The organism is Pedobacter humicola (assembly GCF_056490705.1).
In genome coordinates this window covers 440,876-459,225 of sequence record NZ_JBWJIG010000002.1, presented here as the reverse complement: position 1 = coordinate 459,225, position 18,350 = coordinate 440,876, and the positions used below count along the sequence as shown (strand labels likewise).

The window sequence follows — 18,350 nt, the reverse complement described above, 5'->3', positions numbered from 1 at the left end:
TTTGTAAAGAACCTAACACATAATATCTACTTCATGTTAAAATGTTATTTTAGGCCGATTTACAAACAAACCCCAAAATGAAGTTTTCCATTAAACTATTGGCCTTGTTGCCGTTCCTATCGTTAAACGTTTTAGCACAACAAAAACCACATTTTTTCTCTGTCAAAATAGCAAAACCTGTAGATCAGGTGAATGTTTTTTTAGGTTCTTCTGCCGATCACGGACAGATGTCGCCAGCGGCATCCGCACCTTTTAGTATGTTGAGTATCGGTCCGCAAACTTACCCAAAAACCCATACCGGTTACGAATACCTGGCCAAGAAATTTGAAGGTTTTACCCATAACCGTTTCGAAGGAGTAGGCTGCCAGGGTTCTGGTGGGAATATCTTCATCAAACCATTTTTAGGCAACGATCCGGCACAGTCAGAATTGATCAAAGCTTCAGAAAAAGCAGGTCCCGGATACTATGAAGTGGGTTTTGAAAATAAAATTAAAGCCAGTTTTACGGTCTTGGGTAAGGCTGGGAAACATGCCTATCAATTCCCCAAGGGTGCCAAAGGCTTTTACCTCGATTTAGGTTATGCCTTTAATGGTGCTTTTGTTGCCGAAGAGCACGAAGTAAATGGAAATTCGGTAAGTGGATGGATTACCTCAAAAACAACCTGTGGCGCAGGTAAGTATAAACTGTTCTATTATATGGAAATCGGCGACAACGTATTCTGGAAAGTGGTCGATGATCACAAATTGATCGCCATGTTAAAGGGAGAAGTAATTTCTACAGGTATCAATATCGCACTTTCTTCGGTTAGTGTGGAAGCGGCTAAAGCATCGATCAATAAAAATCCATTTAATGTAGTAAAAGAACAAAGTAAGGCCGATTGGAATGCAAATCTTTCCAAAATTGCGGTAAATGGTGATCTGGAAAGTGCAAAACTGTTTTATTCGCTTTTATACCGTACTATGCAGTCGCCTTATGTAATTTCTGAAGCCGATGGAGCCTACCGCAATACGAAAGGTGAAACGCAAAAAGATAAAGAAATCCGTTACAATGGCTGGGCCATCTGGGATAATTACCGCACACAGTTACCTTTGCTATCCTTAATTGAGCAAGACCGCTATGCCGGGATGGTGAGTTCTATTGCCGATCTGTATAACTCAGGTAAAAAAGATTATGCCGGGCAAAATGAACCATCAAACACGGTACGTTCTGAACATGCCATTGTGGTGTTGTTAGATGCTTACCGAAAGGGGTATCCTGTCGATTTCAATAAGATTGCTGATTCACTGGTGAAAGAAGTTAATGGTCTGGATTATAAATCGCCAGATAAAGCACTGGAATCGAGTTACGACAACTGGGCATTGGCCGAAATCTTCAAAATTTTAGATAATAAGGAAAAATCAGATTTTTATCTCAATAAAGCCCTGGAGTACAAAAAATACTGGAACAAGGACTTTAAAGACATGAGCAAAAATGATGTAGACCGCATGCAGGCCCGAGGTTTGTATCAGGGTACTATTTGGCAATATCGCTGGTTTGTACCTTATGATTTTAAGGGACTGGTTGAACTGGATGGGGGAGAAGAGTCTTATCTGGCGAAACTCGACGAATTTTTTGCACGCGATTTATATAACCATGCAAACGAGCCCGATCTCCAGGTGCCGTTAATGTACAATGTAACCACCTCAGGATATAAATCACAATATTGGATGCACCAATTGGCTGCTGATACGGTTATCCAAAATTATTTTAACGACAATAGTCGGGGGATTGGCAGTTATATCGGGAAGATTTATAGAAATCAACCCCATGCTTACCTTCGCACTATGGATGACGATGCCGGGGCGATGAGCGCCTGGTATGTTTTTGCAGCAAGTGGCTTTTCTCCTGCATGTGTTGGCTGGCCGGTATATTACCTAAATGTACCTTTATTCCCTTCACTCAGTTATAAGCTCCCAAAAGGAAAAACTTTTACCATCGAAACGGAAAATTTCAGTTTAAAAAACAAATACATCAAGGCTGTTTTTCTCAATGAAAAACCTTTTAAAAAGAATTACATCACGCAAAACGATATTAATGCAGGAGGGGTTCTTAAAATTGTAGCTTCGGCTGTTCCGGTTAAAATTTCGGATACTGAGAACTGGATTTCGAGTCTTGAAAAATAATTTTAAAAATTTAATAAAAAACGGAAAACTTATTCTGGTAAATCCTGTTGTTCTAGTATAAATTTCAAGATCATGGCACCTTTAAAATTAAGCGAAGAGCAGCATGCTACATTAAGCAATAGAAACACATTAGAACAAGCTAACGACCAACCTTTAGAACTTCACCCGGAAGCTTATAAAGTAAAAGGCCCATCTCCTGATAAGATGAAGACGGTATCCGCTTCATTAAGGAACTATGCCCATGGTTTGTACGGCTTGTTGTAAAACACCTCCAATAAAATCATATCATACCAGATTATATCAAAGCAGTTAAGTGTAAAAGCTTAACTGCTTTTTTGTTAAGCAAGACGTAATGCGCTGTTATTTCCGAATACTATCATCATCCTGAACTCGTTTCAGGATCTGATGTTGAAAGATGCTGAAATAAGTTAATCAGGACGTCATTTATTTACAAAACCCTATCTTTCCACGATGAAACAAAGTGCAGGGATTTTACTCTTTAGAAAAAAAGATCAGCAGCTCGAATTCTTTCTTGTACATCCTGGTGGGCCTTTCTTCGCCAAAAAAGACCTTGGCTTTTGGACTGTACCCAAAGGAGAGCTGAATGACAATGAAGAACCTTTAACAGCGGCTATAAGAGAATTTGCAGAAGAAACAGGTGAAATCCTATCCGGAGATTTTATCGAATTATCTCCAATTGTGCAAAAAGGAGGTAAAAAGGTTTTGTGCTGGGCCATAGAAGGAGATCTCGATCCGTCAACAATTGTTAGTAACACTTTCGAAATCGAATGGCCACCAAGATCAGGCAAAAGGCAAAATTTTGCCGAAGTGGATAAAGCCGGATGGTTTACCTATAACGATGCGATTAAACACATCAACGAAAAACAGGTTGCCCTGCTCGACGAACTGATATCAAAACTAGGCAGTTAAAAAGAAATGTGAGATTTCTTTTTCAGCGCCATTAATGATCACCGAAAGCTGGTGATCGCCTAAATGAAATTTTCGTGTAGTGATCAGGACGAATTTTTGTTTACGGACGATATTTACTGCCGCACCTGCCGGATAAATCCGTTCGGAAATTTTATACACCTTTTTGGTGTTCTGTCCATTTTGCTTTTTATAGTAAATGGCATATTCCAATCTAACTTTTTGCCCGGTAGGATTTTCATTCAAAATAGAAAAAGAGAATTCCAGACTTTCGCCAATTTTGATGTCAGGTGTTAAGATTTTGAAATCTGTCAACAAAATGCCTTTATCATCTAAGCCATAATGCTTCAGGATCTCCTGATGTCCCTGTTTAAGCAAAGTCCGGCTGCCGTGTTTAATAATAGCATCTGTTTCAATACCGAGGCCCGACCAGTTTTTGGCAACATTTAAAACTACTTGAGGATGATCTTTTGCAATATCGTTTAAACTATTGGCCACGCTTCGCCTTACATATTCAGAAGGATCTGTTTTGAGGTTTTCGAGTATGGGTAAAATGGATGTCGGGTCTTTTTTCAGAAAAGGAATACCCATCGCCCAGGGCAATCGCGGACGGCTACCTTCGCTGGCAAGCCTTCTTACTTTGTGGCTTTCGTGCAGTGACCATTGCTGCATTATCAAGATCATCTTATTTTCGTATTTTAAAATGAAGGGACGAACGGCAAATTCGCAGCTTACAAACTGGGTCACAAATTCCAGGGCTTCTACAGAAGTTTCAAAATTATCAAGGCCATAGGTTTCGAGATAATCAGGCAGAAACATGTAAGCCAGACCATCTTCTCCAGTGCCCTGAATTCTTAACTGGCCTATCGTTTTTTTGATCAGCTCAACAGTTTGGGGATAATCTTTAGGTAAGAAATCGTGTAATACCCTCGAAGTATGTTTCATCCGTTCCTTGAGTTCTTTGGTTTCAAATTCGGGAGTGAAAATCTTTTTGACGAATTTTTCTTTGTCAAAATTTGGAACAGTAACTGCCAGGGCATTGCTTAATCTATCGTAAAAGGCAGGAGAATATAAATCTTTAAGTGGGCTGGCCATATGCGGTAAATCTTGCTCTCAAAGTTAACCCAAATAAAATTTCTTTTGCTTGATCAATATCATTTTTACTTAGCATTAAATAATTTAAGCTTTTTCTTTGGCACTTTTGTTTATCATAAAAACTAAGAAATGAATACACAAAAAATAGGTTGGATCGGGCTGGGTAATATGGGCATCCCAATGGCAGAACAATTGATCAAAGCTGACTATGCGGTAACGGTTTATAATAGGAGCAAAGAAAAGGAAACTGCATTGAAAGCAATGGGAGCATCAGTTGCTGAAACACCAAAGGATCTGATTGCGGCTACCGATGTGGTTATTGTGATGGTTTCTGATGATTCGGCAATCGAACAGATTTTTAAAGGGGAAGATGGTCTTTTTACTGCCGAAACTTCAGGTAAAATCATTATCAATATGAGTACGGTTTCACCCTCAATTTCAAAGGAAATGGCCGCATTTTGCAAGGAAAAAGGAAGTATGTATTTAGATGCACCGGTTTCGGGAAGTGTGAAACAGGCCGAAACCGCACAGTTGGTGATTATGGCAGGTGGTGAAGAAACGGTTTTTAACCAGGTAAAACCTGTCCTCGAAAAAATGGGTAAACTTGCCATGCGTGTTGGAGAAAGCGGTGCAGGTAACAGTGCAAAGCTGGCCATCAACTCCTTGCTGGCTTTGTATGCTCAGGGCTTGGCCGAAACGGTAATGTTTGCCAATCAGCAGGGGATTAAAACGGAAGATTTATTAGCATTGATTAACAATGCCGCTATCGGAAATACCTTTACCAAAATTAAGGGTGATGCCATAATTGCCAATAATTACAAAGCTGCTTTTGCCCTTAAACATATTGTTAAAGATTTAAAGCTGGCTAAAGCTGAGGGGATTTCTTCACCACTGGCCAAAACTGCCTTAGAGACTTTCGAGGCTGCCTCTGCAGAATACGGAGAAGAGGATATTATTGCAGTAATTAAACAGGTGAAAGGATAGACAACTACCCTCAAACTTCGTCATTTCGAGCGGATCGAGATGACGACATTTTATACCTTAAGTCCGCCAAAAGTGCTTCCCAATATTATCGCGAGTACCATCAGAGTAATCACCACATAAAGTCGATCCTTTTCCAGTATAAAGGCGAATAACGAAAACACGATCCGCATAATAGGCGTAATAATCAGTAGCAATACGCCGAACTGGATAATCGCCATTGGTTTAAAAGTGAAAAGGCCAATGAAAATACCTTTAAAGGTGATGTAGTTATTTTCCTCACCTTTAAAAAGGTGATAGTCTGGCCGGCCTTGCGCACCATTTTGGATCAAAAAAAGTATGCCGCCCGATAAAACAACTAAACTGGCGGTGATTACACCAAACCTTAACAGTTTGCCAACTATTTTTTCTACGTCGCGGTCTTGTATCAGTTGCGTAGAGGTGATATTTTTCATGGTTTTTTATTTAGAATTTATGTTGATAGCCATTGTAGATCATTTCGAAAGCCACAAAGGTGATGGCAATGCAGAAAATAATCCTTAAGGTAGCTGGATTGATACGGGTTAATAATTTGGCACCGGTAAAGGCCCCGCCCAGTACACCAAGCACTACTGGAAAAGCGATTCCAGGATCCATATAACCACGTTGCAGATAAACTACGGCGCTGGCCGCTGCGGTAACACCGATCATAAAATTGCTTGTGGTGGTACTTACCTTAAAAGGAATTTTCATTGCCGTATCCATCGCCAATACCTTTAATGCACCCGAACCGATACCCAATAAACCCGACATGACGCCCGCTACCGTCATGATGGAAAAGCCTGCACCAACATTTTTGAGTTTATAATCAACTGTACCTGTTTGGGTGGGGTAACTGCTGTTCAGTTTCAATATTGCCGAAAGTTTACTGCCTTCTGTTAAAGCGTCCTGATTCTTTTTTCTTAAAGTCATGGCTGCCGAGAAAAGCAAAACACTGCCGAATAAAATGGCAATGGTATTGGTTGGGGTATATACGGCAATTAAAGCCCCGATCACCGCGCCTACGGTGGTGGCGATCTCTAAAAACATACCCAATCGGATATTCGTAATCCCTTCTTTAATATACGCACTGGCTGCACCTGATGAATTGGCGATAGAAGCGAGCAAAGCTGCGCCGATCGCATAACGGATATCGACATGGAAAACAAGAGTAAGCAATGGAATAACCACTACTCCGCCACCCAGGCCGGTTAATGACCCAACCAATCCGGCAAGATAAGCACCGAGGATTAGGATCAGGGTAAAAGTTAAAATTGACATGATATTTAGTGATTATTGTTCAATATGGTTGTGGTTATTGCGCTGGCGCTTTCCATGTTGCCTTCCCTTATCGCGTCAAACAATGCCTGGTGCAAATGATGGCTCAGGGCAAAGTGCATAATGCCTGATGGTGCTCTTTTGGCAAAGAAATCACGGATGATAAACGTAAAGCTTTCGTAAAGATCGGTCAGTACGCGGTTACCGGAGGCACGCGCAATAGCCAGGTGAAATTCGATATCGGCATTTGTACATTCGGTTCTTAACTCCTGCTCGATGGCCCGTTTCCTGCTCTCAAGTGCTTCTTTAATCTTCACAAGATCTGATTCAGTTCGGTTTTGTGTAGCCAGACGTACAATTTCCTGCTCGAGCAAAGCCCTTACCTGGTTGATCTCTTCAAAATCAGAATTCCGCAAACGCTGCTCAATGGGTTCAGCAGGAATGGCATTCACCTTTGTGCCAAAACCTTGCTGCACGGTGAGGATTCCAGATAAAGTAAGCGACTTTATTGCTTCTCTAATGGTAGAACGACCAACACTGTACAATTCCATTAATACAGGCTCGGAAGGGATTTTTTCTCCCACTTTAAATCTTCCCTCTTTGATATCAGTCCTGATTTTGGTTGATACCTGTTCAAAAAGTTTAATTTCCTGTTTCATTGTTTTTAATTAGTAATACAAACATACGATGTTTTATTTAAACGTCAGATGTTTTGTGTCTTGCCAATATCATTTTGCACTGGCATAACAGGTCAACAATTTTTTAATTAATTACCGAGTTTTATTAATTTGCTAAATGGGCAGATTCTCCCGTGTCTGTTGAAAATCAGTTTATAAGTGAATTTTGTATCTGTTATATTGTTTTAATACGATTAAGACTATGATTATCATCGCTAAAATCAAATCCTTTTTTAAACGTATTTGCGAATTTCTTTCCCCAACAGAAAAACTGCCAGGCAGGGCAGGTAAAATTATTGTTGCCTTTGTGGTGCTGTTTTTATCGGTAATGCATGTGCTTTATTTCTATCGGCATATACCAATCTTATACCTTTTAAGCTATGTGTTGTTCTATATAGGCTGTGGTATTGTCATCTCGGTTGTACTGATGTGGCTATTGAAATTATTGCCACGCATTCCTGCAGCCTATCAGGTTGCTATTATTTTTTGTTATCTGGCAGTTTTTTATTTTTTTCATCTTCCTGCTACGTATGGCTGGGTACTGATTGCCGGAATAATTGTATTGCCCATATTGATATTGGCCGGTATTTATCAATGGAAAAAGGGTGTACTGTTTCCGTTAAAGAATTTGAAAAGGATTTTTTGGTTTTTGGTACTGGTTCTTTCAGCCGTTGCTTTTATTTTAGGGCTGGGTATTTTCTTCGGGCAAGGTAGTAGCGCCGTGCCGGTTGTAAATTATAAATTGAAGGGTAAGCTTCCAGATGCAATTGCCCTACCAGATCCATCACTTAAAGGACCATACAAATCTTATACGCTAAGTTACGGCAGTGGGAAGGATAAGTGGCGGAAAGAATTTGGTGATGGGGTAAAGATCAAAACCGCAAGTATTGATGGTTCTCGCTTGCTCACTTCCTGGGCCGGGGTTTCGGGTAAACTCAGGACCATGTATTTTGGGTTCGATCAGAAGTCGCTTCCATTGAATGGACTGGTTTGGTATCCTGGGGATAAGAAAGGGCCTTTGCCACTTGTGGTGATCGTTCATGGAAACCATCTTGCCCAGCAGGCGTCGGATCCGGGTTATACTTTTTTGGGTGAGTTATTGGCCAGTCGCGGATATATGGTGGTTTCAATAGATGAGAACTTCCTTAACCTTTCGTTGACCGACCTGGATGTGTTTGGCGGTGGATTAAAAAATGAGAATGCGGCAAGGGCTTGGTTGCTTTTAAAACATCTCGAACTTTTACGCGGTTGGAACCGTACACGGGGCAATAACTTTTATAAGAGAATTGACATGGATAGGATTGCCATCATCGGCCATTCGAGGGGCGGGGAGGCAGTAACGCATGCTGCCGTATTTAACAAGCTTAGCCATTATCCCGATGATGCAAGAGAGGTATTCAACTTTAATTTCAATATTGGCGCCGTTATTGCCATAGCGCCTGTTGATGGCCAGTATAAACCTGGAGGAACCTTAACTGTTGCAAAGGATATTAATTATTTTGTAATTCAGGGCGCGTTGGATATGGATATGCAGACCTACGGTGGACTTGCTACGATGAAAAGGATCCAGTTTTCTCCTGATTTTACCGGATTTAAGGCTGGCCTCTATTTAGGTGGGGCCAATCATGGTCAGTTTAATTCGGTATGGGGCAGAAAAGATGGGGCTGGCCCGGGTATCAATAGGTTTAACCTTAAGCAGTTGATGGATGAGCAGGAACAGCAAAAAATACTGAGTGTATACATCGGTGGGTTTCTGGAAGCAACACTAAACCGTAAGACGGGGTACAAACCGCTTTTTATGGATGCAAGATTTGGCAGAAACTGGCTGCCCAAAAAAATATACATGAACCAGTTTGAACCTGCACAAAAAACTTTGTTGGCAGATTTTGATGAGGATGTAGATGTTGCTACAACATCTGTAAATGGAGGCAAAATTACCACTAGTGGTCTTCGTGAGTGGAAAGAGCAACAAAATAAATTTTTGTGGGGCATGCAGATTTCCAAGGCCCTTTACCTTGGTTGGGATTCGTTAAAACCCAAACATCAGGCGGGTTTCTTTTCGGTTGGTTTATCTTCCCCACTTGCTTTGTCGGGCAAGATGTTGGGCTTTTCATTAGCGGCAGGGAAGGAAAATACTTCAGGCAGTTCCAAGCCTATCGATTTCACCATCGAGGTTACAGACCGTAAAAATCACCATTTCTCTTTTTCCTTAAGTAGCTGTAGTCTTCTCCAGCCACAAATAGCGAAGCATCTGAGTAAGTTTGATTTTCTCAATGACTATCCAAACTCCGAGGCGGTGCCCGATTTTTTCTATTTTGATGTGGCTAAGGCTTTGGGGGATCATAGCGGTTTTGAGCTGAATAATCTCAAAGAGATCCGTTTTATATTTGATAAAACACCCTCAGGAGAAATTATTGTGGATGATATTTCATTGATCAATAAGTAGTAGCAGTCCGTCAGCTTTTTATGTTGAATAATGTGGACGATAATTACATTATTCAACGGCTAGATGTTTTAGTTTTGGTTTTGAAGGTCGTTGGGTATATTTTTATTGAATACGCCATCAATCTCAAGCTTTTGTCCCGAAGTTAAATCTAAGTCGAGATCAAGATAGGAGAGCAGTAGATCGGTAGGCATCCTGTCAAACAGTCCTGGATACATCCGCCTAAATAAAGATATTCTGTTTTCTGTATGCTGAAGCCTGAACAATATATTCCTATTATTCACATCAGAAAATGCTTTTTGGAGCAGATGGGTGTTGAATAAAGCATCAAGTACAGGATACCATGCGCAACCCTCTTTCAATTCGGATTGATCTATCAAAAAAACAATTGCGTCTTCTATTGCGAAGAGGTTAAAGGTATAGTCCTCTTTGTGATGATTACAGATATATACACTGCCTTTCGTGCCAAGCCATATATTGGTCTCTTCTTCTTCATTATTTCTTAAATAACCATTTACGAGACCATCCCCAACGATGATGAGGTTGTCTTCTGTACACCGGCAGGTCGGCCCAAAAAGTCTCTTCCCCTTACTGATGCTAAAAAACGCAGTATGTCTGAACATAAACCGGATAGCTGCCCTATCATTTTTCCGGTCTAGAAGCGGAAGAAAAATTTTTAAAAAATATTTGATGTAACGTACTTCCATGTTGGTCTTATTAAAGTGATAAGAATATATTGAATTGTTTTAGTTGTGTATAGTATTTGTAAACACATTACGTTCAAAGTATTAAATCTTCTCAAGTGAATTCGACCTGTTTTTTCGAAATATTTGCTTTAAAATTTTTTCACCTTGCTGTTAAATCGATTTTTAATCTGATTTGCGGCAATCATTTCCAGCATTTTACCAGTTCCTTAAGATAGACAATGACTAAATTCCACATTTTAAATTAATTTTCATCTGATTTTGATCAACACTTATCTTGATCTTTCTCATGGATAAGTTGAGGAGAGATGCCGTCATTGATAGCTATTGCCATAAGGCAATTTCAGCGCTAATTTTTCATCATTTTCAGCGCGTCTATATCCAGCACAATAATATTATTGCCCTCTTTTTCTATTAATCCCTCTTTAGTAAAATCGCCCAGTACCCTGCTCAATGTCTCGGTTGCGATGCCAATGAAACAGGCCAGATCATATCTGGGCAGTATAAAACGATAATTTTCATTCGACTCTGGGTTAAGCCTGGTTAATTCGATAATTGCTTTTGCTATTCTTTTGCGTACAGAGTAATAAGCGATATCCATCAGCTTTTCATCCCGGCCGCTCAATTTAAGGGCAAGACCCTTCGCGAAAACACCGAACAGCTCTGGGTAGTCTGAAATTAAATTCTGTACATCGGCGTAGGGGATCGTAAGTATTTCGGTGTTATCAATGGCCTCTGCAATCTCCTTGTTTTCGGTGCCTAACAATACCCCTTGGAGCCCAAAATATTCGTGCGGACCATAAATACCTGTAATCAATACATGGCCCGAGGCGTCGGCTATATAAGTTTTAATTTTTCCTGATAAAATGTAATGTAAGCCCAGCGACCTTTTTTCTCCTCTATAATAAAGTACCTGGTTTTTTTTAAAAGCCCTGGGTAGCATACCTTCAAACCTTGCTCTCAACCAGGATAATTCGTCGTTGCTGTTGTGGATATTTCTTAATTTAACATGTTGTTTTAAAAATAATTCCTGTTGAAATCTTCTTTTTCTAAGCCGTACCTCTACATGATTAAGCAGTTCGCCATCATCAAAGGGAATCATGAGGTAGCCGTCCGCGCCCAGTTCCATCGCTCTCCGGGCAAGATCATATTCGTCATTCTTCAATACCATTATAAAACTGATACTTGCCGTTTCCATAAATTTATTAACCACACGCAAAACGCCCAGGCCATCAATCTCGGCTAGATTTAACCCGGAAATAATGATATCCACAGGGTTCGCCCTGATCATGTCGATCGCTTCCTTACCGCTATGCGTAGATTTGACATTGTATTTTCCGATGGTAAGTATTTCGGTGATTTTTATCCTTAAATCAAAATCCTCAAGTATAACCAAGATTTTAGATCCCTCCATTTAAATTTTATGTTTAATCCTGAAGGCAGTAGTTTCCTTTGGGATTGGTAAAACAGGTGTCGAACCTGATTCCCGGACCTTTTTGTTACTTTAATTAAGCTTCTCAGCAGACTAACCTAAGACCTCTGGAAAGAAGATAGACAATTACAAATTATATGGACACAATGAACTTCGGGCGCAAGGTGCCTAAATTAGACTCACCATTTATCCTATAAATTTAAAGAAATTTTCTGCGTGCGGTTGCATTGTTTTGTAGTGAAGCATAAATCTTCATTTATTCCAGTGTAAAAACACGATCTGGGGTACAGTTGTTTGCCGAAAGATATCGGGATAGAAAAACTGTCTTCACAGAAATGAAAACAGAACCGCTGGCCTTATTAAAAAAATGATGTATTTTTTTAATAAGCTTTTTTAGAAAAGACATTTTTTAAGGATTTTATAGGGATCAACAGACAAATATCAAATAAAAATCGTCATTATGACGAATAAACAGATTGATAATTGTCAAGGATACATTTGATTTTAGTCAATATGTCGAAACAACTGGTTGTAAGACCAGTTCTATGTTGATAATTAGCTCAATAAACCATTATTTAATTTGTTTTAGGAAGGATGATGCTTTTTTGCTGGCCGGGAGAGTAATAAAGTTCAAAAGAGGTTGTATTACCGATAAAAATAGCGTCCCCATCTATCGGTGTAACATTTAAGTCTTTGATCGTGCCAATATTTTTTGAACTGTTTAAACAATTCTGAACCTCGAGATCAATTCGTGAAACAAATGTAAATGTTAATATCACGCAACAGGCAACGAATAAGTGGAATGACAGGTAGCTGAACTGAAACATCCTGACATGAAAAAGAATAATCCAGAAGGAAAGTAAAAGTATAAGGGAAATGGTTAACAGCACGAACGAAAAGCTCAAATTTTGGAAGTTAACGAGTAAGGGCAGAAAAGCAAAAGGGAGCAGGCCAATTACAAAAGCAAAATTTCTGGTAAGTTGTAGTGTTGAGGTATCGTAAATCCAAAAATGAATCATGAAACCTATGGTAATAACAGAGGGCACAAAGACTAAAAAAGCCGATTTTCCCCAATGTGAAAGTCCTCGTTGCGATAATATGAGGTCGGCAAAACCATTAAAGTTTAAGATTTCAATATTAAACCTGGAAAAAAAGTAATATTCGCCAAAGATGACCAGCAGCACGAGGTATATTATTGTTAATATCAGATATTTGATAAACAATCCATAAACGGTATTCAATTTATCTGTCATCTTAATTTCTATGAGCGATAAAATGTAACCTTAAAAGAGAAATAGGCGACATGAGATAGATTTTATTTTCAAATTTGATTAAGTGTTATCTTATTTCCATTGACAAAAATTAAGTTGACTGATGATTGTTATCAATTTGCATCATTTAATGAAAATTCTGATACGCTTAGATTTATAAATTACTTATTGATATAGTTTCAAAAAAACCGCTTATGACTTTTAAAGCATTTAATATGCTTAATATCAGATGATTAAAATAAAATATTAAAAATAATTAACCTAATATTTGTAACGTACGATAAATATCGTACCTTTAGGTTATGAAAAGTAATCAAACTGGAAATATGCTACCCGAACCTACTAAAGCTGAATTGGAAATCCTTCAGGTGCTTTGGGAATTCGGTCCATCTACCGTTCGGTTTGTAAACGATAAATTGAATAGCCAGAAGGAGGTGAATTATACCTCAACTTTAAAGCAGATGCAAATTTTGACCGAAAAGGGAATATTAAAGCGTGATGAAAGCCAAATGAAACACATTTATATTCCGGTTGAGGCAGAAGAGAAAACCAAGGTGCAGTTGCTTGACCGTTTCGTGAATACATTATATAAGGGATCGGCCTCGCAGTTAATGATGCAGCTATTGGGTAATGAGAAAACATCTAAAAAGGAAATCGAAGAGATTAAGCGGCTATTGGATAGCATGGACTAATTCGTAACAACAGCTCCTAACAGAACCACAACAATGGAATTTAAATTAATTAAGCTTTTACCCGAAAACTGGCTCCATGCTCTGGGTGCTACCCTGTTCCATTCTTTGTGGTTGGGGGTAATCTTGTCTCTGCTTGCCGGTTTGGTCATGTTTACTACACGCAAAGCCAGTGCTAACACGCGCTATAACTTACTTACCATCTGCTTAACCTTGTTTGTTGTGGCTATAGGTGCTACTTTTTTCAAAGAACTTCAAAAGCCTATCGGTTCAACCTTAAATGAGATCGTCATTAATCTCCCCAGCGGAGATGCGGATAAGCCCGCAATTTCAACTGTTCAAAATGATATGTATTCAGGATTGTATAAAGTCCTTGGATTATGGAATGCCTATGCTTATCAGATTGTACTGATCTGGTTTCTGATCATCTGTGCGAAAAGCATCCGGCTGGTGGTGGGCTTAAACGGTGTATATCATTTGCGCAATCAGAAAACCTATGCTGCCGGCAGAAAATGGGATGAAAAGTTAGCTGAACTTGCCACAAAGATGGGTTTAGATCAGCCTGTTAGAATGATGCAGTCGGGTATTGCACAGGCACCTATGGTAGCGGGGCATTTAAAACCGCTGATCCTGATCCCGTTAGGATTGTTGAACGGGCTTTCTAATGCCGAAGTTGAGGCGATTCTCTCCCATGAACTTGCACACATCAAACGTAAAGATTATCTGGTAAACCTCTTACAGAGTTTTATAGAAATCGTTTTTTTCTTTAACCCAGCGGTACTTTGGGTATCACAATTAATAAAAACAGAACGCGAGAATTGCTGCGATGATTTGGCCATCGAATGTGTAAACGATCGCAAAAACTATGTTCAGGCCCTTATTGTATGTCAGGAATTTAAGCAGCGTGCACCTGCTTATGTCATGGCGATTACGGGTCAGAAAGGTAGCCTGCTGCACAGAGCGAGCAGGATGTTATTCAACACCAATTCAACTTTAAACAAAATGGAAAAAACAATATTAACCATCGCCCTGGTATCGGTAGTGGTTTGTACTGCCGCCTTTAAAAGCGTGGGCAATGCAAAAACGGTTACCAAAAAAGAGTTATCCAGTTTAGTACAGACTAAACAGGACAGCACCAAAAAAACTAAAACCCCGGAAGGCAAATCTGCAGATCAACTGGAAAAGGAGATCAATGCAAAAATGGACAGCCAATTAAAGCAGTTTGATGAAAAGCGTAAAAAAGGTGAAACAGATGAAGATGTAAAAGCCAGGGCTGCGGATAAAAAAGCTATGGAAGGCGATATCATTAAGCTACGGGAAGATGCAAGAGTGCGAAAAGAAGACGTCAAAGCAAGAATAGCAGACGAAAAAATGAGGAAAGCAGATGAAAAATTTACTCAGGAAGATGCAAAGTTAGCTATTGAGGATGCAAAGTGGGCCAAGGAAGATGCAAAGTGGGCGAAGGAAGATGCTAAATGGGCCCAGGAGGATAAAGGTGGTGATGGCCCCCGCGTACCTAGAACACCCCGTCCGCCGCGCCCACCGAGAGCGCCGAGAGCCCCAAGAGCACCAAGGGCACCTGTTGCCGTTCCGCCAGTACCACCGGTACCATCAGTGCCGCCAACCCAGGTAACTCCGCCAACGCCACCACCACCACCGGTATATAACGAAAAAACAAGCACCAAAACAGGCACACAACGTACCGTTACCTCAAAGACTGTTACCAATGGTGATGGCCATGATTATACCAACGAAATCAATAATCAGTTGATGAAAGATGGCATCATCAGCAGTACCAATAAATTATCGTACAAGCTCAACAAAGATGAACTGATTGTAAATGGCGTTAAACAAAATGCCGAGGTTCAGAAAAAGTACAAACAAAAGTTTTTGAAAAACGATAAGCATTCGCTGATGTACAACTTCCTGATCGAAAACAACAAAAACTAAGTTCTAAAAGCGCTAATCCCACGCACACCATGAAATTTAAAATCATAGCTTTTTTAGCTGTTTGGATAAATATTGCCCTTACTTTTGCTCAAGCCCAACAACCTCTATCCAGAATTCATGGCCGTGTAGTGGACGCCGAAGGAAAAAATATCGAGTATGCAACAGCCGCCCTGATTAAAGATTCGGTATTGATAAAAACCACCTTTACCGAAAAGGATGGCTTGTTTAGTTTCGATAAGCTCAGTTTTGGAAAATATCTTATCAAGGTATCGGTGGTAGGTTCGCCTATATATCAGACCGATACCCTGGTTTTAACCGCCGATCGTGCTGTGATCGATTTGACCGATATCAGGATCAAAGCCAGCGCAACCAATTTAAAAGAAATAAATATTTCGGGGCAAAAGGCTTTTGTTGAACGAAAGATCGATCGTACAGTGGTTAATGTTGATGCCTTGATTTCCAATGCAGGAACAACTGCTTTGGATGTGCTAAGCAAATCGCCAGGGGTAAATGTAGATCAGAATGGGGCAATCTCGCTCAAAGGCAAAAACGGCGTGGCTATTTTTATTGATGACAAACCAACCTATTTATCGGGATCGGACCTGGAAAATTACCTGCGTTCGCTCCCTTCTTCTTCGCTTGACCAGATTGAGCTGATGACCAACCCGCCTGCCAGGTATGATGCTGCGGGGAATGGAGGGGTAATCAATATCAAAACCAAGAAAACCAAAACCGCTGGCTTTAATGGTGGGATTAACCTGAGTTTGAACCAGGGAGAGTTGAGCCGATCGAACAACAGTGTTAATTTTAACTACCGCAAGGATAAGATCAATGTTTTTGGAAACCTGAGTTACAATCTGAACAACAGTTTTACCGATCTCGACCTGAACCGGAAATATAAAAATGACGATGGTAGTGCCAGATCCTATTTCAATCAGAATTCTTATTTCCGCAGGCATGGCAATACTTTTAATTTAAAAACCGGACTTGATTATTATGCTTCTGATAAAACGACCTGGGGTGTTGTACTTACCGGGATGAACCGGATTTCTAAACAGGTAAACAACAATACCAGTAATTTATCCAATGCCTCGATGCAATTGGATTCGGTGATCAGGGCTGAAAACATCGACCAGATTAAATATCAAAATGCCGGGATAAACTTAAATTACAGACATAAATTTAACCAGGCAGGACGGGAGCTAACCTTTGATGCAGATTATCTGTTGTACCGCAACAATACCAATCAAACCTATTACAATTTTAGTTATCTGCCCGGTGGAACATTAAAGTATCAGGATATTTTAACAGGGAACCTGCCTTCGGATATTGATATCTATACGGCAAAGGTGGATTACTCGCATCCGCTTGAAAACAAATGGAAACTGGATGCGGGTGCTAAAACCGCCTATACCAAAACAGATAATATTGCCGGTTACTTTAATACTGCAAACGGGAAAACCAATGCCGATTATGAAAAGAGCAATCACTTTTTGTATGAAGAAAATATCAATGCCCTTTACCTGAATATGAGCAGAGAAGGCAAACGTTTCTCGCTTCAGGTAGGATTGAGGTATGAAAACACAGTTTCTAACGGTCATCAGCTGGGCAATCTGATCAAACCCGATTCGAGTTTTAAAAGAACCTACAACAGCTTGTTCCCAACGGTTTACTTTTCTTATAAACTGGATACGGCCGGGAACAATCAACTGGGTTTAAATTATGGAAGAAGGATCGACCGCCCGTATTATCAGGACCTTAATCCTTTTTTCTCGCCCCTGGATAAGTTTACCTATTATGTAGGCAACCCTTTTCTAAAGCCTTCTTTTACGCAAAGTTTAGAACTGTCGCACACTTTTAAAAACAAGATTACCACCACCTTTGGTTACAGCTGGGTTAAGGATGAGGTAAACGAAACCATCGAGATTGTAGATGGCACCTATTACAGCCGGCCGGCAAATGTGGGCAAAACGAGGGTAGCCAATGTTTCGGTTAACGCAGAGATTGACTTAACAAAATGGGTTAAACTGAATGCTTATACTGAATTTGGCAAAATCGTTTCTAAAACTGATTTCTATACTGGTTTTTTGGTTACCAATGGAACTTACTTCAGGGCAAACCCTAATCTGCAGTTCAAGATCAGTGAGACATGGAATGCCGAGCTAAACGCACGTTACCAAAGTAAATTATCGAATGTGCAGTTTTTATTGGGAGCGGTACATGAGTTTGGTGCAGCGGTGCAGAAAAAGCTTTCGCCAAAAAGTACATTGAAGTTAACCGCCAACGATATTTTTAGAAACCGGATTTTTAATGGCGTCATTAATAACCTCGCGGCCACAGAAGCCAACTGGACAAATAAGCAGGATTCGCGTGCAGTTGTACTGAGCTACAGCTACCGTTTTGGTAAGGCATTTTCTTCGCCGGCCAAACACGAATCATCAGGTGCCGACGCAGAAAAGAACAGGGTGAAAAATTAAATCATGGGTCAAGTTTTTTGAACCACATTAAACACGAACCAAAGATACATTTTTTGTTTTTTGGAACGCACGGGCCGGAGCGCTTCGGTTCCGCTAGTCCCGGCCTTTGCTTAATCCCGCGAAGGACGGGATAACGCTGTCGGTCGCCCGCCTGTAACGGACAGGAGTTTATTTTACCCTGGATAGCCTACTATTCAAGCGCCCTAAACCCGATCAAAGCGGGATGCCAATTTTTTCAATTGGCAG

15 protein-coding genes are annotated in these 18,350 nt (G+C 40.2%); 8 read left to right on the top strand and 7 right to left on the bottom strand.

The features are described from left to right. Positions 1 to 77: 77 nt before the first annotated feature. The 3 genes from AC04Q1_RS05485 (at position 78) to AC04Q1_RS05475 (ending at position 3,092) form a co-directional block, all read left to right on the top strand. Entirely contained in the window at positions 78 to 2,162 is a 2,085-nt protein-coding gene (locus AC04Q1_RS05485) for a glycoside hydrolase domain-containing protein (RefSeq protein ID WP_478362586.1), read from the top strand. A 72-nt stretch (positions 2,163 to 2,234) separates the two neighbouring features. Next, complete coding sequence (locus tag AC04Q1_RS05480) at positions 2,235 to 2,426, top strand: hypothetical protein (protein ID WP_478362584.1); 192 nt, start codon at positions 2,235 to 2,237, stop codon at positions 2,424 to 2,426. A gap of 207 nt (positions 2,427 to 2,633) precedes the next feature. Then, complete coding sequence (locus AC04Q1_RS05475; RefSeq protein ID WP_478362582.1) at positions 2,634 to 3,092, top strand: NUDIX hydrolase; 459 nt, start codon at positions 2,634 to 2,636, stop codon at positions 3,090 to 3,092. On the opposite strand, the gene AC04Q1_RS05470 is transcribed toward AC04Q1_RS05475, so the two are convergent. Then, the gene (locus AC04Q1_RS05470) at positions 3,081 to 4,184 is read right to left on the bottom strand and encodes a DNA alkylation repair protein (RefSeq protein ID WP_478362579.1); all 1,104 of its coding nucleotides are present in this window, start codon (positions 4,182 to 4,184) and stop codon (positions 3,081 to 3,083) included. The two genes, AC04Q1_RS05475 and AC04Q1_RS05470, sit on opposite strands and share 12 nt — an antisense overlap. 129 nt (positions 4,185 to 4,313) lie before the next feature. On the opposite strand from AC04Q1_RS05470, the gene AC04Q1_RS05465 reads away from it, so the two are divergent. Beyond that, positions 4,314 to 5,168: an NAD(P)-dependent oxidoreductase gene (locus AC04Q1_RS05465; RefSeq protein WP_478362577.1), complete on the top strand. Its 855-nt coding sequence runs from the start codon at positions 4,314 to 4,316 to the stop codon at positions 5,166 to 5,168. Between the two features lie 50 nt (positions 5,169 to 5,218). Here AC04Q1_RS05465 and AC04Q1_RS05460 read toward each other — a convergent pair whose 3' ends face one another. The 3 genes from AC04Q1_RS05460 to AC04Q1_RS05450 are packed head-to-tail and all read right to left on the bottom strand — an operon-like array spanning position 5,219 to position 7,120. Then, complete coding sequence (locus AC04Q1_RS05460; RefSeq protein WP_478362575.1) at positions 5,219 to 5,620, bottom strand: DUF1634 domain-containing protein; 402 nt, start codon at positions 5,618 to 5,620, stop codon at positions 5,219 to 5,221. Between the two features lie 10 nt (positions 5,621 to 5,630). Further along, positions 5,631 to 6,464 (bottom strand): sulfite exporter TauE/SafE family protein, encoded by an 834-nt coding sequence (locus AC04Q1_RS05455; RefSeq protein WP_478362573.1) that lies wholly within the window; start codon positions 6,462 to 6,464, stop codon positions 5,631 to 5,633. Positions 6,465 to 6,469: 5 nt separating this feature from the next. Next, complete coding sequence (locus AC04Q1_RS05450) at positions 6,470 to 7,120, bottom strand: FadR/GntR family transcriptional regulator (RefSeq protein ID WP_478362571.1); 651 nt, start codon at positions 7,118 to 7,120, stop codon at positions 6,470 to 6,472. A gap of 220 nt (positions 7,121 to 7,340) precedes the next feature. Here AC04Q1_RS05450 and AC04Q1_RS05445 point away from each other — a divergent pair, with 220 nt between their 5' ends. Further along, a complete protein-coding gene (locus AC04Q1_RS05445; RefSeq protein WP_478362569.1) occupies positions 7,341 to 9,584 on the top strand; it encodes a poly(ethylene terephthalate) hydrolase family protein in 2,244 nt (747 codons plus the stop codon). 68 nt (positions 9,585 to 9,652) lie between these two features. Here the strand turns inward: AC04Q1_RS05445 and AC04Q1_RS05440 are convergent, their stop codons facing one another. The 3 genes from AC04Q1_RS05440 to AC04Q1_RS05430 form a co-directional block, all read right to left on the bottom strand. After that, positions 9,653 to 10,288: a hypothetical protein gene (locus tag AC04Q1_RS05440; RefSeq protein WP_478362567.1), complete on the bottom strand. Its 636-nt coding sequence runs from the start codon at positions 10,286 to 10,288 to the stop codon at positions 9,653 to 9,655. Positions 10,289 to 10,634: 346 nt separating this feature from the next. Then, positions 10,635 to 11,699 carry a response regulator gene (locus tag AC04Q1_RS05435; protein ID WP_478362565.1) on the bottom strand — a complete coding sequence of 355 codons (1,065 nt, stop codon included), beginning with the start codon at positions 11,697 to 11,699 and terminating at the stop codon, positions 10,635 to 10,637. A 593-nt stretch (positions 11,700 to 12,292) separates the two neighbouring features. Beyond that, positions 12,293 to 12,970: a hypothetical protein gene (locus AC04Q1_RS05430; protein ID WP_478362563.1), complete on the bottom strand. Its 678-nt coding sequence runs from the start codon at positions 12,968 to 12,970 to the stop codon at positions 12,293 to 12,295. A gap of 320 nt (positions 12,971 to 13,290) precedes the next feature. Between AC04Q1_RS05430 and AC04Q1_RS05425 the strand changes: the two genes are divergently transcribed. Genes AC04Q1_RS05425 through AC04Q1_RS05415 form a run of 3 tightly spaced genes read left to right on the top strand, consistent with a single transcriptional unit; the run spans position 13,291 to position 18,104 of the window. After that, positions 13,291 to 13,680 carry a BlaI/MecI/CopY family transcriptional regulator gene (locus AC04Q1_RS05425; protein ID WP_478362561.1) on the top strand — a complete coding sequence of 130 codons (390 nt, stop codon included), beginning with the start codon at positions 13,291 to 13,293 and terminating at the stop codon, positions 13,678 to 13,680. 33 nt (positions 13,681 to 13,713) lie between these two features. Then, positions 13,714 to 15,627, top strand: a complete 1,914-nt coding sequence (locus AC04Q1_RS05420; RefSeq protein ID WP_478362559.1) for a M56 family metallopeptidase — start codon at positions 13,714 to 13,716, stop codon at positions 15,625 to 15,627. 29 nt (positions 15,628 to 15,656) lie between these two features. Further along, positions 15,657 to 18,104, top strand: a complete 2,448-nt coding sequence (locus AC04Q1_RS05415; RefSeq protein WP_478362557.1) for a TonB-dependent receptor domain-containing protein — start codon at positions 15,657 to 15,659, stop codon at positions 18,102 to 18,104. The last annotated feature ends 246 nt before the right edge of the window (positions 18,105 to 18,350 follow it).